Genomic DNA, 16,194 nt, shown 5'->3' on the forward strand with positions numbered 1-16,194 from the left:
GGGTCGGCCCCACAGTCGTCTCGCGGATGCGTCACAATCTGACCGCAGACGAGTGTTGTGGCCAGGAGGCGTAGGCTACAGTGACTCAAGCCACAAGCGGGCAAGCGAGTGGCGTGACGATGACTGGCGGAAGGATCGCGAGCGTGGGCATTGGAATTCAGATTGAAGGACTGACCAAGTCCTTCGGCCCCCAGCGAATCTGGGAGGACGTCACATTCGACCTGCCGCCGGGCGAGGTGAGCGTTCTGCTCGGCCCGTCCGGTACCGGCAAATCCGTGTTCTTGAAGTCGTTGATCGGGCTGCTGCGTCCGGAGCGCGGCAAGATCATCGTCGACGGCACCGATGTCATCCAGTGCACCGCCAAGGAGCTCTACGAGATCCGCACGCTGTTCGGCGTGATGTTCCAGGACGGTGCGCTGTTCGGCTCGATGAGCCTCTACGACAACACCGCTTTCCCCTTGCGTGAGCACACCAAGAAGAAGGAAAGCGAGATCCGCCAGATCGTCATGGAGAAGCTCGAGCTGGTCGGTCTGGCCGGCGACGAGAACAAGTTCCCCGGCGAGATCTCCGGCGGTATGCGCAAGCGTGCGGGCCTGGCCCGCTCGCTGGTGCTCGACCCGCAGATCATCCTCTGCGACGAGCCCGACTCGGGTCTGGACCCGGTGCGTACCGCGTACCTGAGCCAGCTGCTGATCGACATCAACGCGCAGATCGACTGCACGATCCTGATCGTGACGCACAACATCAACATCGCGCGCACAGTGCCGGACAACATGGGCATGCTGTTCCGCAAGCACCTGGTGATGTTCGGTCCGCGCGAGGTGCTGCTGACCAGCGACGAGCCCGTGGTCCGTCAGTTCCTCAACGGTCGCCGTATCGGTCCGATCGGCATGTCCGAGGAGAAGGACGAGTCGACGATGGCCGAAGAGCAGGCCATGATCGACGCCGGCCACCACGACGGTGGCGTCGAGGAGATCGAGGGTGTGCCGCCGCAGATCCAGGCGACGCCCGGCATGCCGGAGCGCCAGGCGGTCTACCGCCGCCAGGCCCGGGTGCGCGAGATCATGCACACGCTGCCGCCCAAGGCGCAGGAAGCCATCCGCGACGACCTCGAGGGCACGCACCGGTACCAGGCGCATTCGATCCCCGACGTCGACGACGAAACCGCCCGGCACCGCACGGTCGACGAAGAGGCGCCGACCGGCGCCATACCGCGCGCGCAACAGTAAGCCACGCTGGTGGGCGTCGAGAACAAACCGACGTTCTGCCGGATCTGCGAGCCGCTGTGCGGCATGATCGCGACCGTCGAGGACGGCCGCCTCACCGCACTGCGCCCCGACAGGGACCATCCGCTCTCGGCGGGGTTCGCCTGCCAGAAGGGCATCGCGTTCAGCGAGGTCGTCAACGACCCCGACCGCGTCACCACCCCACTGCGACGGCGCCCCGACGGCGGCTTCGAAACAGTCAGTTGGGACGAGGCGATGTCCGACATCGCCACACGGCTCGGCGCCATCCACCGAACCCACGGCGCGGGAGCCATCGGCTGGTACTTCGGTAACCCGGGCGCGTTCAGCTACTCGTACACGCTGAGCCTGACGACGCTGATGGCCGGGTTCGGGCTCGGCCTGCACGTGTTCACCGCCGGCTCGCAGGACGTGAACAACCGCTTCGTGGCCAGCCAGTTGCTCTACGGGTCGCCGCTGGCGCTGCCGGTGCCCGATGTGCTGCGCACGGACCTGCTCGTCGTCATCGGCGCGAACCCGGTCATCTCGCACGGCAGCGTGCTGACCGTGCCCCGGATCAGGGACCGCATGCACGACATCGTGAAGCGTGGCGGCCGGGTGCTGGTGATCGACCCCCGCAAGACCGAAACCGCCGCCCAGTTCGAGTGGCTGGGCATCGTCCCCGACGGCGACGCCTATCTGCTGCTGTCGCTGCTGCACGTGATGTTCGCGGAGAACCTGGTCGACCGGCAACGACTCGCATCGCAGGCCGACGGCGGCGCCTGGCTGGAGCGACTGGCCCGGCCGTTCAGCCCCGAGGCGACCGAACCGCACACCGGGATCGAACCCGAGACCGTCCGCTCGCTGGCCCGCGACCTGGCCCGCACCGAACGGGCCGCGGTGTACGGCAGGGTCGGCACCAGCACCGGGGAGAACGGAACACTGACGACGTATCTGCTCGACGCCGTCAACCTGGTGGCCGGCAACCTCGACGTGCCCGGCGGCAGCATGTTCGGCCGGTTGGGCGTGCCCGGGGAGCGGTGGCTGAACAAGGCGGGCGGTGCGCTGTTGCGCGCCGTCTACTCCCGCAGGCGCTCGCGCATCGGCGGCTTCCCGTCCGTTCTGGGTTCGGAACCCGCAGGCGTGATGGCCAAGGAGATCACCACGCCGGGCCGCGGCCAGGTCAGGGCGCTGTTCGTCGGGGCAGGCAATCCGGTGCTGTCGGTGCCCAACGGCGACGAATTGGAAAGTGCGCTGGAGTCGTTGGAGCTGATGGTCGGTATCGACCTCTACGTCAACGAGACGCTGGCGCACTGCGACTATGTGCTGCCCGCGACGTCGATGTACGAGCGCGACGACTTCCCGCTGCCGTTCCAGACCCTGCAGCCCACACCGTTCCGGCAGGCCACCGAGGCCGTCGTCGCGCCGGTGGGGCAGGCGCGTGCCGAGTGGGAGATCATCGACGACCTCGCCGCCAGGATGTGGCGGTCGACGCCCGGGCTGGCGGCACTCGCCGGCATGCGGAAAGCGTTGTCCGTGTTCGGTGTTCGACTGAGTCCCCGCCTGCTCGTCGATGCGGTGATCCGGCTGGGTGAGGGCGGTGACCGGTTCGGCCTGCGCCGTGGGTTGAGCTTCACCAAGCTCACCGGCCGCCATCCGCATGGCGCCGTGCTTGCCGACAATCTGCGCGACGGCGTGCTGCGCGACACCGTCGTGTACCGCGGCCGCCGGATCCGGTTGCGCCACGACGAGATCGCCGCCGAGGTGGACAAGCTGTCGCGGCGCAGCGTTCCCGACGGCTACCCGATGCGGCTGATCGGCATGCGCGAGGCGAGGTCGGAGAACTCCTGGCTGCACAACTCGCCGCTGCTGATGCGCGGCGAGCGCACCCATCAGGCGCGCATCCACGTCGACGATGCGGCCGCTGCGCACATCGTCGACGGCGACACGGTGCGGATCGCGTCGCCGCACGGCGAGATCGAGCTGCCGGTCGTCGTCACCAAGGACATCGTCTCCGGCGTGGTCGCGGTTCCGCACGGCTGGGGGCACAGGGGCACCGCCGGTTGGCGGGTGGCCAATGACGCCGGCGGGGCCAACGTCAATCGGCTCATGTCGAGCGATCCGGCCGACATCGAGAGCTTGGCCGGCATGGCCCGGTTGACCGGTGTGCCGGTGCGTGTCGAACGCGCCGATACCCCTGCATGAGTTGAGCCTCGGCGAAACGCATTCCCGTAGCGACTACGGACGTTATCTTTCTCGCGTCGTCGAACAGGGAGAGGTCATGGTCGACCGGTTGTTGGTGTGGTTGAGCGCCGGGGTGGTCACCGCCGGTATGACGGCAGCGATGCTCGCGGGTACCGGCGTGGCGATCGCCGACGACGGTTCGTCGTCGGACGCCAGCGGTTCGAAGAGCTCCCAGTCGTCGAATTCGACTGACAGCAAGAAGGATTCACCGAGTAGCGGCGCGACGGGTGCCGGCAGCTCCGACGACGGGACGGCCTCCGACGACAGGACGGACTCAGCCGAGGGGGCGGACTCCGCCGACCCGAAGGACGAGGCGAAGGACACGAAGGACGACGCGACGGATTCCGACGACGCCGATGCAAAGGACCCCAAAGACGACGCGACGACCGACGACCGGACCACCGAGGCGGGGACCACCGAGGAGAAGGGGACCACCGAGGAGAAGGGGACCACCGAGGAGGAGGTGACCATCGACGACGCGGCGACCGACGACGACGTCGTCACCGCCGAAGATGACGTCGTCACAAAGGCCCGCTCCAACAGCGACCACACCACCAAGCAGACGAGCACTGCGGTCACGGCGAACGTCACGGCCACGGCCACCACAGCGGCCGAGGACGCCACCGTCACACCCGAGGCCGAGAAGAAGCCCGTCATCGAAACGGAAATCGACAACGCGACCGTCCAGCCCGCCGTCGAGCAGACCACGACGATCGCCCTTGACAAGGTCGTCGAGAACATCGAAGAACCCGAAGTGCAGGCGGTGGCGTTCGCGTCGGCCCCTCTCGCGGCGACGGCCACCGCGACCGCGCCACAGCTGCCCGGCATCATCAGGGTGATCGGCACGATCGTGTTCGACCTCTACGCGATCGCCACCCGGATCTTCGGCGGCCCACCGATCCTCCCGCCGAACAGCACCGTCACCGTGCGCTCCTCGTCGCTGCGAATCGACTGCGCGTGCGAAGAAGGCGAAGGTCAAGAGGTACCCGCGGACTGGTACATCCCCAAGACCGAGGTCGGGAAGCCACCGCCGGACCGGCTGATCTATCTGCAGCACGGCTTCCTAGCGAGCGGCCCCTGGTACAGCCACACCGCGGCGGCGCTGGCCGAGCAGACGAACAGCATCGTGGTGGCGCCGTCGATCACCTCGAACTTCTTCGCCGCCGATGCCTGCTGGCTCGGTGGCGCGCCGATGCACGAGGCGATGGCGGGACTGCTCGACGAGAACAACACGGCATTGGCGGACAGCGCGCAGGCGGCGGGCTACAACGGTCCCATCCCCGACCGCGTCGTGCTGATGGGCCACTCGCTGGGCGGCGGTGCGGTATCGGGCATGGCGGGCCACATGGTCGACGACGGAACCGTCGACAGGCTCGCCGGCGTCGTACTGCTCGACGGCGTCGCGCTGGGCGACCCGGCTCGGATGCCGGCATCGCTGAAGAAGGTTCCGCTCGACATCCCGATCTATCAGCTCGCGGCGCCGGTCTATATGTGGAACAACTTCGGCGCCGGGCTCGACGCGCTGGTCGCGGCGCGGCCGGGCAAGTTCGTGGGCGTGACGCTGGTCAACGGCTCGCACGTCGACACCATGCGGGGCGGCAACCCGCTGATCCAGTTCGCCCAGGAGTTGGTCGCCGGGTTCTCGCAGCCCGAGAACGCCGCCGCGGCGCAGATGCTGATGGTCGGGTGGGTCAACGACATGTTCGCCGGCAACACCGAAACGGGCATCTACCTCGAGCTCGGCGAGCGGGCCAGCTTCGACACCCCGGCCGGCGAGGCCTCCGTGGTGGCGCTGCCCAACACGCTGACCAAGCCGTTCTGGCTGAACTTCCTGCAGCCGTTCATGTCGCTGGCCAACGGGTTCTTCACCTTCGACCCGGTGTGCGAGGGTGCATCAGTCGGCACTTCCGGCGTCGGAAACTGCAGTGACACGATCGCCGCGTGAGGGAACCGCCGGCTCGGCCGGACCGGTGCCGCGACGTCCCGCGGACCGTAAAACTCCACACCAAACACCGTGTTATCTCTTGACGGACGGCCGTTGAGGGGCCAATCTGTTGGTCAGCATGTGTGCACGGGTAAAGGACGCCAGCCAGCGCCCGCTAGACCCCGGCGCGCGGTGGTTGAGGAATACGCCGTCCTGCGGTACTGTTGGACGTTGCGCTGGCTGCATCCTGCCCACCTAAAACCCGCACCTGACACCGATGTCCTAGCCTGAGCCCCGCTCAGTGATCTAGTCGCGTGCCGTGCGTTCGGGAAGTTCGTGGTCGTGAGTGGCCGGCCGAACCGACGCAGATATCGCGGCACATGAGGATCCGGTGGTACCGGCCCCTTCAGAGTCGCATGAGGTGCTGGAAGGATGCATCTTGGCAGGGTCCCGCCCAAGCAAGACAGCAGAAGCTACTAAAAACTCCGTCCCAGGAGCACCAAACCGAATTTCCTTTGCAAAGCTGCGTGAGCCCCTCGAGGTTCCCGGGCTTCTTGATGTTCAAACCGAGTCCTTCGAGTGGCTGATCGGCTCCGAGGCCTGGCGTGAGAAGGCCAAGCTGCGCGGCGAGGACACGCCCGTTGGCGGCCTCGAAGAGGTGCTCTCCGAGCTGAGCCCGATCGAGGACTTCTCGGGCTCGATGTCGCTGTCCTTCTCCGATCCGCGCTTCGACGAGGTCAAGGCGCCGGTCGACGAGTGCAAAGACAAGGACATGACGTACGCGGCCCCGCTGTTCGTCACGGCCGAGTTCATCAACAACAACACCGGCGAGATCAAGAGCCAGACGGTCTTCATGGGCGACTTCCCGATGATGACCGAGAAGGGCACGTTCATCATCAACGGCACGGAGCGTGTCGTGGTGAGCCAGCTGGTCCGCTCGCCGGGCGTCTACTTCGACGAGAGCATCGACAAGTCCACCGAGAAGACGCTGCACAGCGTCAAGGTGATCCCCGGCCGCGGTGCGTGGCTGGAGTTCGACGTCGACAAGCGCGACACCGTGGGTGTGCGCATCGACCGCAAGCGTCGTCAGCCGGTCACCGTGCTGCTCAAGGCGCTGGGCTGGACCAACGAGCAGATCTCCGAGCGCTTCGGCTTCTCCGAGATCATGATGTCGACGCTCGAGAAGGACAACACCGCAGGCACCGACGAGGCGCTGCTCGACATCTACCGCAAGCTGCGCCCGGGCGAGCCGCCGACCAAGGAGTCCGCGCAGACCCTGCTGGAGAACCTGTTCTTCAAGGAGAAGCGCTACGACCTGGCCCGCGTGGGCCGCTACAAGGTCAACAAGAAGCTCGGGATAACTGCCGAGCCCGCGCAGTCATCATCGACCACGCTGACCGAAGAGGACGTCGTCGCGACCATCGAGTACCTGGTGCGGCTGCATCAGGGCGACAAGACGATGACCGTCCCCGGCGGTGTCGAGGTCCCCGTCGAGGTCGACGACATCGACCACTTCGGCAACCGTCGCCTGCGCACGGTCGGTGAGCTGATCCAGAACCAGATCCGGGTCGGCCTGTCGCGCATGGAGCGCGTCGTGCGCGAGCGCATGACGACCCAGGACGTCGAGGCGATCACGCCGCAGACCCTGATCAACATCCGCCCGGTCGTGGCGGCGATCAAGGAGTTCTTCGGCACCAGCCAGCTGTCGCAGTTCATGGACCAGAACAACCCGCTGTCGGGGCTGACCCACAAGCGTCGTCTCTCGGCGCTGGGCCCGGGCGGTCTGTCCCGTGAGCGCGCCGGCCTCGAGGTTCGCGACGTGCACTCCAGCCACTACGGCCGCATGTGCCCGATCGAGACCCCGGAAGGCCCGAACATCGGCCTGATCGGCTCGCTGTCGGTGTACGCGCGGGTCAACCCGTTCGGCTTCATCGAGACGCCGTACCGCAAGGTCAAGGACGGTGTCGTCACCGACGACATCGAGTACCTGACCGCCGACGAGGAGGACCGCCACGTCGTGGCGCAGGCCAACTCGCCGCTGGACGACGCGGGCCGCTTCGCCGAAGAGCGCGTCCTGGTCCGCCGGAAGGGCGGCGAGGTCGAGTACGTGTCGTCGGCCGAGGTCGACTACATGGACGTCTCGCCGCGCCAGATGGTGTCGGTCGCGACGGCGATGATCCCCTTCCTCGAGCACGACGACGCCAACCGCGCGCTGATGGGCGCGAACATGCAGCGTCAGGCGGTTCCGCTGGTGCGCAGCGAGGCGCCGCTGGTCGGCACCGGCATGGAGTTGCGCGCCGCGATCGACGCCGGCGACGTCGTCGTCGCCGACAAGTCGGGCGTGATCGAGGAGGTCTCGGCCGACTACGTCACCGTGATGGCCGACGACGGCAGCCGGCACACCTACCGGATGCGCAAGTTCGCCCGCTCCAACCACGGCACCTGCGCCAACCAGCGTCCGATCGTCGACGCCGGCCAGCGTGTCGAGGCGGGTCAGGTCATCGCCGACGGGCCGTGCACCGAGAACGGTGAGATGGCGCTGGGCAAGAACCTGCTCGTGGCGATCATGCCGTGGGAGGGCCACAACTACGAGGACGCGATCATCCTCTCCAACCGCCTGGTGGAGGAGGACGTGCTCACCTCGATCCACATCGAGGAGCACGAGATCGACGCCCGCGACACCAAGCTGGGCGCCGAGGAGATCACCCGGGACATCCCGAACGTCTCCGATGAGGTGCTGGCCGACCTCGACGAGCGCGGCATCGTCCGCATCGGCGCCGAGGTCCGCGACGGCGACATCCTGGTCGGCAAGGTCACCCCGAAGGGCGAGACCGAGCTGACCCCGGAGGAGCGCCTGCTGCGCGCCATCTTCGGCGAGAAGGCCCGCGAGGTTCGCGACACGTCGCTGAAGGTGCCGCACGGTGAGTCCGGCAAGGTCATCGGCATCCGGGTGTTCTCCCGCGAGGATGACGACGAGCTGCCGGCCGGCGTCAACGAGTTGGTCCGCGTCTACGTCGCGCAGAAGCGCAAGATCTCCGACGGCGACAAGCTGGCCGGGCGCCACGGCAACAAGGGCGTCATCGGCAAGATCCTGCCGGTCGAGGACATGCCGTTCCTGCCCGACGGCACGCCGGTCGACATCATATTGAACACGCACGGTGTGCCGCGACGGATGAACATCGGCCAGATTCTGGAGACGCACCTCGGGTGGGTCGCCAAGAGCGGCTGGAAGATCAACGGCTCACCGGACTGGGCGAGCGCGTTGCCGAAGGAGCTGCTGGAGTCGGAGCCGGGAAGCATTGTCTCCACGCCGGTGTTCGACGGTGCCCGCGAGGCGGAGCTGCAGGGTCTGCTGTCGGCCACGCTGCCCAACCGCGACGGCGAGACGCTCGTCGACGAGGACGGCAAGGCGATGCTGTTCGACGGTCGCAGTGGCGAACCGTTCCCGTACCCGGTGACGGTCGGCTACATGTACATCCTCAAGCTGCACCACCTGGTGGACGACAAGATCCACGCCCGCTCCACCGGCCCGTACTCGATGATCACCCAGCAGCCGCTGGGCGGCAAGGCGCAGTTCGGTGGCCAGCGGTTCGGCGAGATGGAGTGCTGGGCCATGCAGGCCTACGGCGCGGCGTACACGCTGCAGGAGCTGTTGACCATCAAGTCCGACGACACCGTCGGCCGGGTCAAGGTGTACGAGGCGATCGTCAAGGGCGAGAACATCCCCGAGCCGGGCATCCCCGAGTCGTTCAAGGTGCTGCTCAAGGAACTGCAGTCGCTGTGCCTCAACGTCGAGGTGCTGTCTTCTGACGGCGCCGCGATCGAGATGCGCGACGGCGACGACGAGGACCTCGAGCGCGCCGCGGCGAACCTGGGAATCAACTTGTCGCGCAACGAATCTGCGTCCGTCGAGGACCTAGCCTAATTCACGGCTCAGCCGTGGTGCCTAATAGTATTTCTAGTCCCGAAAGGGGAAAGGGAGTTACGTGCTAGACGTCAACTTCTTCGATGAGCTCCGGATCGGTCTCGCCACCGCCGACGACATCCGTCAGTGGTCCTACGGCGAGGTCAAGAAGCCGGAGACCATCAACTACCGCACGCTGAAGCCGGAGAAGGACGGCCTGTTCTGCGAGAAGATCTTCGGACCGACTCGCGACTGGGAGTGCTACTGCGGCAAGTACAAGCGCGTCCGCTTCAAGGGCATCATCTGTGAGCGCTGCGGCGTCGAGGTGACCCGCGCCAAGGTGCGCCGCGAGCGGATGGGCCACATCGAGCTGGCCGCACCCGTCACGCACATCTGGTACTTCAAGGGTGTGCCGTCGCGGCTGGGCTACCTGCTCGACCTGGCGCCGAAGGATCTCGAGAAGATCATCTACTTCGCCGCCTACGTCATCACCGCCGTCGACGACGAGATGCGCCACAACGAGCTCTCCACGCTGGAGGCGGAGATGGTCGTCGAGCGCAAGGCCGTCGAGGATCAGCGCGATCTCGACCTGGCCGAGCGGTCGCAGAAGCTCGAGGCCGACTTGGCCGAGCTGGAGAAGGAAGGCGCCAAGAGCGACGTGCGCCGCAAGGTGCGCGACGGTGGCGAGCGTGAGATGCGTCAGATCCGCGACCGGGCCCAGCGTGAGCTGGACCGGCTCGAGGAGATCTGGAACACCTTCACCAAGCTGGCGCCCAAGCAGCTCATTGTCGACGAGGTGCTCTACCGCGAACTGCAGGACCGCTACGGCGAGTACTTCATCGGCGCGATGGGTGCCGAGGCGATCAAGAAGCTCATCGAGAACTTCGACATCGAGGCAGAGGCCGAAGAGCTGCGCGAGGTCATCCGAAGTGGCAAGGGGCAGAAGAAGCTTCGCGCGCTGAAGCGGCTCAAGGTGGTCGCGGCGTTCCAGCAGTCGTCCAACTCGCCGATGGGCATGGTGCTCGACGCGGTTCCGGTGATCCCGCCGGAGCTGCGGCCGATGGTGCAGCTCGACGGTGGCCGGTTCGCCACGTCGGACCTCAACGACCTGTACCGCCGCGTGATCAACCGCAACAACCGGCTCAAGAGGCTGATCGATCTCGGCGCGCCCGAGATCATCGTCAACAACGAGAAGCGCATGCTTCAGGAGTCGGTGGACGCGCTGTTCGACAACGGCCGCCGCGGCCGCCCGGTCACCGGGCCGGGCAACCGTCCGCTGAAGTCGCTGAGCGATCTGTTGAAGGGCAAGCAGGGCCGGTTCCGCCAGAACCTGCTCGGTAAGCGTGTCGACTACTCGGGCCGTTCGGTCATCGTGGTCGGCCCGCAGCTCAAGCTGCACCAGTGCGGTCTGCCGAAGCTGATGGCGCTCGAGCTGTTCAAGCCGTTCGTGATGAAGCGCCTGGTGGATCTCAACCACGCGCAGAACATCAAGAGCGCCAAGCGGATGGTCGAGCGTCAGCGTCCGCAGGTGTGGGACGTCCTCGAAGAGGTCATCGCCGAGCATCCGGTGCTGCTGAACCGCGCACCGACTCTGCACCGCCTCGGTATCCAGGCCTTCGAGCCGCAGCTGGTGGAGGGCAAGGCCATTCAGCTGCACCCGCTGGTCTGCGAGGCGTTCAACGCGGACTTCGACGGTGACCAGATGGCCGTGCACCTGCCGCTGTCGGCGGAGGCGCAGGCCGAGGCTCGCATCCTGATGCTGTCGTCGAACAACATCCTGTCGCCGGCGTCGGGCCGACCGCTGGCCATGCCGCGTCTGGACATGGTGACCGGCCTGTACTACCTGACGACGATGATCGACGGGGACCCCGGCGAATTCACGTCTGCCGCCAAGGACCAACCGGAGACCGGCGTGTACAGCTCGCCGGCCGAGGCGATCATGGCGATGGACCGCGGCGCGCTGTCGGTGCGGGCCAAGATCCGGGTGCGGCTGACGCAGCTGCGTCCGCCCGCCGACATCGAGGCCTCGACGTTCCCGGACGGCTGGAAGCCGGGCGACGCCTGGACCGCGGAGACCACGCTAGGCCGGGTGCTCTTCAACGAGCTTCTGCCGCAGGGGTATCCGTTCGTCAACGAGCAGATGCACAAGAAGGTCCAGGCGCGGATCGTCAACGATCTCGCCGAGCGCTACCCGATGATCGTGGTCGCGCAGACCGTGGACAAGCTCAAGGACGCCGGCTTCTACTGGGCCACCCGTTCGGGTGTCACCGTGTCGATGGCCGACGTGCTGGTGCCGCCGCAGAAGCAGGAGATCCTGGACCGCTACGAGAAGGAAGCGGACCAGATCGAGAAGAAGTACCAGCGCGGTGCCCTCAACCACGACGAGCGCAACGACGCACTGGTCAAGATCTGGCAGGACGCCACCGAAGAGGTCGGCGAGGCCCTGCGGGCGCACTACCCGACGGACAACCCGATCATCACGATCGTCGATTCGGGTGCCACGGGTAACTTCACGCAGACCAGGACACTGGCCGGCATGAAGGGTCTGGTGACCAACCCGAAGGGTGAGTTCATTCCGCGTCCGATCAAGTCCTCGTTCCGCGAGGGCCTGACGGTGCTGGAGTACTTCATCAACACCCACGGCGCGAGAAAGGGCCTAGCAGATACTGCGCTCCGCACAGCCGACTCGGGCTACCTGACCCGTCGTCTGGTCGACGTGAGCCAGGACGTCATCGTGCGCGAGACCGACTGCGAGACCGAGCGCGGCATCACGGTCACGCTCGCCGAGCCGCAGGGTAGCGGCAAGGATGCGGCCTTGGTGCGCGATCAGCACATCGAGACGTCGGCCTACGCGCGGACGTTGGCCACCGACGCCGTCGACGCCAAGGGCAACGTGGTCGTCGAGCGCGGCCACGACCTGGGCGACCCGGCGATCGAGGCGCTGTTGGCCGCGGGCATCACCGAGGTGAAGGTCCGCTCCGTGCTGACCTGCGCGACGGGCACCGGCGTGTGCGCGATGTGCTACGGCCGTTCGATGGCGACCGGCAAGCTCGTCGACATCGGCGAGGCGGTCGGCATCGTTGCCGCGCAGTCCATCGGCGAGCCCGGCACGCAGCTGACCATGCGCACGTTCCACCAGGGCGGCGTCGGTGAGGACATCACCGGTGGTCTGCCCCGCGTGCAGGAGCTGTTCGAGGCCCGCATCCCGCGGAACAAGGCGCCGATCGCCGACGTCACCGGCCGGGTGCGGCTCGAGGAGGGCGAGCGCTTCTACAAGATCACCATCATTCCCGACGATGGTGGCGAGGAAGTGGTGTACGACAAGCTCTCCCGTCGTCAGCGCCTGAAGGTGTTCAAGCACGATGACGGCACCGAGCGTCTGCTCACCGACGGCGACCACGTCGAGGTGGGTCAGCAGCTGATGGAAGGTGCGGCCGACCCGCACGAGGTGCTGCGTGTCCAGGGTCCGCGCGAGGTGCAGATCCACCTCGTCAAGGAGGTCCAGGAGGTCTACCGCGCTCAGGGCGTGTCGATCCACGACAAGCACATCGAGGTCATCGTCCGGCAGATGCTGCGTCGCGTCACGATCATCGACTCGGGTTCGACGGAGTTCCTGCCCGGCTCGCTGACCGAGCGTGGCGAGTTCGAGACCGAGAACCGTCGGGTGGTCGCCGAGGGCGGCGAGCCGGCGGCCGGTCGTCCGGTGCTGATGGGCATCACGAAGGCGTCGTTGGCCACCGACTCGTGGCTGTCGGCGGCGTCGTTCCAGGAGACCACCCGCGTGCTGACCGATGCGGCGATCAACTGCCGCAGCGACAAGCTGCAGGGTCTGAAGGAGAACGTGATCATCGGCAAGCTGATCCCGGCCGGTACGGGTATCAACCGGTACCGCAACATCCAGGTGCAGCCGACCGAAGAAGCCCGCGCTGCGGCGTACACGATCTCGTCCTACGAGGATCAGTACTACAGCCCGGACTTCGGCCAGGCCACCGGTGCCGCGGTTCCGCTGGACGACTACGGCTACAGCGACTACCGCTAGTCACGAGAAAGCCCCGGGCTCGCCCCGGGGCTTTTTCGTGTCGCTTACACAATGTCGTGCTGAGGGCGCCGTCGCGGATATATATGCACGGAAACGCTGTCAGGCCGACATTGTGATCGTGACCCGCGATGAGGTCCACCGTCCCGGGTGGTCTAACTGGGCGTGACCCAACTTCTCAAGGTTCAGAACTTCAACGTCTCGCGCGACGGATTCGGCGCGGGGGAGAACCAAAGCTTTGAGCGACCGTTCGGCCACGCCGATCCCGGTGACATGTTCGCGTGGGCGGGCGCGACGGCAAGCTGGCCCAACCGCACGGACCCGGGCGGTACCCGCGGGCTCGACGACTACTTGACGCGCGACTTCCACCACAACATCGGTGCAGAGATCATGGGCCGCAACAAGTTCGGCCCGCAGCGTGGCCCATGGCGAGATCACGAATGGCTTGGCTGGTGGGGCGACGAGCCGCCGTTCCACACCCCGGTCTTCGTCATGACGCATCACGAACGGCCGTCCTTCACGCTGTCGGACACCACATTCCACTTCGTCAATGCCGATCCGGCCACGGTCCTCGAGCGGGCGAAGGCGGCCGCCGACGGTAAGGACGTCCGCCTGGGTGGCGGGGCCACCACCATCCGGGAGTTCCTCGACGCGGGGCTCGTCGACACGCTGCACGTGGCCGTCTCACGGGTGGAACTCGGTTCCGGGTCGCGTCTCTGGGATTCACCGGACGAACTCGACGACCGGTTTCACCACGAGGTCGTCCCCAGTCCCAGCGGCGTCACCCATCACCTGTTCTGGCGGCGCTGAGCTCCGCTGCGTCTTTCGCAGTAGACGGACGTTTGGTGTCGGTGCGATGCTTTACGTGCGCGCTTCGTCGTTACCAGGGGGCGAACATGATGCGACACGTCGCGATGATGCTCATGTCGATAGCGCTCGTCGGGGGTGTGGCTGCATGCGGTGGCGACGATTCGTCGGCGCCGGTGACGACAGGTGGCCAGGCCCCGACAGCCGAAACGGCATACTCGCCGAGTCCAACTCCCGTTGCGCCGGCGGGCCCGGAGATCGTGATCACCGACTACGCCTTCGCCGTACCGCCGTCGGTGAAGCCGGGTGAGCGGATCACCGTTGTCAACAAGGCCGACGGAGCCCACTCTGTTACAGCCGATCAGGGCAATCTGTTCGACATCAGGGTGTCCGGCGGAGGCGGCGTTTCGACGTTGGTGGCGCCAGCCCAGCCCGGGAGCTACGCATTTCACTGCAAATACCACGCCAACATGGCGGCAACACTGACGGTCCAGTAACCAGTGAACGCCGCCGCGTGCGGGGGCTTTTACGTGCCGACTGTGAAACTGACGACGGTTTCTGGCTCAGAACGTCGTCAGATTCACACACGGCGTGTGTCGTCCCGATGCGGCGAGGAGCAGGTCGAGTGCGGGCGCGCGCACCTCGGGGCCGTCGCCGACAGAAAGGTCGAAATCCGTTGCGCTGAGGCGTACCCGGGCGACGAGCTCCTTCGCCCCGCCGAATTTCGCGGACATGCCGACAAGGCAGTGCAACGATCTGGCCACCGCCTCCTGCGGATAGTCGCGGGTGAGTCCGAGCGGCCGGCGGATGTCCTCGCCGTGGAGAACCTCCTCGACGATGCGGGTGTCGAGCGGGGCGGGTGGAGTCGACGTCCGGGCCGCCACCTCGCGCAGTCGCTGCAACGTCTGCTGCGGCGTGGCGCCGCGCGCACGCTCGATGCCCTGCGCGTTCTGCCTGTCGAAGTCGAAGCGAGCCTTCGCCATCGCCACGATGAAGCCCAACCGCGTCGTCGTCGCCACGTCGACCATGTGAGCGGCCACGTCGTGCACGCTCCACCAGTCGCACAAGGAGGGCTGCGCCCACTGGGCGTCGTCGAGGCGTTCGAGGTCGGCGATCAGCGCTCGCCGCTCCGCATGAACCAGCGGCCACACATCGTTGGGCATGAAAGAGGGACCCGCCTCGCTGGCGAGACTCATCGCTGTCGGCCGGCCCGCCTAGACTCGGCATCGTGCTTATCGGTTCGCATGTTCACGGAGACGACCCCCTGGCCGACGCCTCGGCGGACGGCGCCGACGTGGTCCAGTTCTTCCTCGGCAACCCGCAGAGCTGGAAGAAGCCCAAGCCGCGCGAGGACGCCGCCGTACTCAAGGCGTCGAGCATGCCGCTCTACGTGCACGCGCCGTACCTGATCAACGTCGCGTCGGCCAACAACCGGGTGCGCATCCCGTCGCGCAAGATCCTGCAGGACACCTGCGACGCGGCGGCCGATGTCGGCGCGACGGCGGTCATCGTGCATGGTGGCCACGCCGACGACAACGACTACGAAGCCGGCTTCGAGCGCTGGGTCAAAGCGCTCGACTACCTCGAAACCGACGTGCCCGTGTATCTGGAGAACACCGCGGGCGGCGACCACGCGATGGCCCGCCACTTCGACGTCATCGGCCGGTTGTGGGACCACATCGGCGACAAGGGCATCGGGTTCTGCCTGGACACCTGCCACGCCTGGGCCGCAGGTGAAGCGCTGATCGACGCCGTCGACCGCATCAAGGCGCTGACCGGGCGCATCGATCTGGTGCATTGCAACGACTCGCGCGACGCCGCCGGTTCCGGCGCCGACCGGCACGCCAACTTCGGTACCGGTCAGATCGACCCGCAGCTACTGGTGGCGGTCGTCAAAGCGGCCGACGCGCCGGTGATCTGCGAGACCTCCGACGAGGGCCGCAAGGACGACATCGCGTTCCTCCGCGAGCACTGTGGCTGACCGGGCTGGCTGACCGCCTGGTCGACCGGTCGCTTGAGCACAGTGCCGTAACAAAAACGGCCTTCAAATTTTCGG

9 protein-coding genes are annotated in these 16,194 nt (G+C 66.7%); 8 read left to right on the forward strand and 1 reads right to left on the reverse strand.

The genetic code is table 11. The features are described from left to right. Positions 1–143: 143 nt before the first annotated feature. The 7 genes from AU187_RS17395 to AU187_RS17425 all read left to right on the forward strand — a co-directional run bounded on the left by AU187_RS17395 (position 144) and on the right by AU187_RS17425 (position 14,635). Positions 144–1,229 (forward strand): ABC transporter ATP-binding protein, encoded by a 1,086-nt coding sequence (locus AU187_RS17395; RefSeq protein ID WP_059101315.1) that lies wholly within the window; start codon positions 144–146, stop codon positions 1,227–1,229. A gap of 9 nt (positions 1,230–1,238) precedes the next feature. Then, entirely contained in the window at positions 1,239–3,428 is a 2,190-nt protein-coding gene (locus AU187_RS17400) for a molybdopterin-containing oxidoreductase family protein (RefSeq protein WP_059101316.1), read from the forward strand. Positions 3,429–3,504: 76 nt separating this feature from the next. Then, positions 3,505–5,412: an alpha/beta hydrolase family protein gene (locus AU187_RS17405; protein ID WP_059101517.1), complete on the forward strand. Its 1,908-nt coding sequence runs from the start codon at positions 3,505–3,507 to the stop codon at positions 5,410–5,412. Between the two features lie 418 nt (positions 5,413–5,830). Then, on the forward strand, positions 5,831–9,316 hold the full coding sequence (gene rpoB, locus AU187_RS17410; protein WP_059101518.1) for a DNA-directed RNA polymerase subunit beta: 3,486 nt from the start codon (positions 5,831–5,833) through the stop codon (positions 9,314–9,316). A 61-nt stretch (positions 9,317–9,377) separates the two neighbouring features. Then, on the forward strand, positions 9,378–13,334 hold the full coding sequence (locus AU187_RS17415; protein WP_059167004.1) for a DNA-directed RNA polymerase subunit beta': 3,957 nt from the start codon (positions 9,378–9,380) through the stop codon (positions 13,332–13,334). Between the two features lie 162 nt (positions 13,335–13,496). Beyond that, the gene (locus AU187_RS17420) at positions 13,497–14,141 is read left to right on the forward strand and encodes a dihydrofolate reductase family protein (protein WP_059167005.1); all 645 of its coding nucleotides are present in this window, start codon (positions 13,497–13,499) and stop codon (positions 14,139–14,141) included. A gap of 86 nt (positions 14,142–14,227) precedes the next feature. Then, positions 14,228–14,635, forward strand: coding sequence for a cupredoxin domain-containing protein (locus AU187_RS17425; RefSeq protein ID WP_059167006.1), 408 nt, complete (start codon positions 14,228–14,230; stop codon positions 14,633–14,635). A 66-nt stretch (positions 14,636–14,701) separates the two neighbouring features. On the opposite strand, the gene AU187_RS17430 is transcribed toward AU187_RS17425, so the two are convergent. Beyond that, entirely contained in the window at positions 14,702–15,301 is a 600-nt protein-coding gene (locus AU187_RS17430; protein WP_059167142.1) for a maleylpyruvate isomerase family mycothiol-dependent enzyme, read from the reverse strand. Positions 15,302–15,366: 65 nt separating this feature from the next. On the opposite strand from AU187_RS17430, the gene AU187_RS17435 reads away from it, so the two are divergent. Then, on the forward strand, positions 15,367–16,119 hold the full coding sequence (locus tag AU187_RS17435; protein WP_059167007.1) for a deoxyribonuclease IV: 753 nt from the start codon (positions 15,367–15,369) through the stop codon (positions 16,117–16,119). Positions 16,120–16,194 lie beyond the last annotated feature (75 nt).

It is taken from the genome of Mycobacterium sp. IS-1556 (assembly GCF_001499985.1).
Taxonomy (GTDB): domain Bacteria; phylum Actinomycetota; class Actinomycetes; order Mycobacteriales; family Mycobacteriaceae; genus Mycobacterium.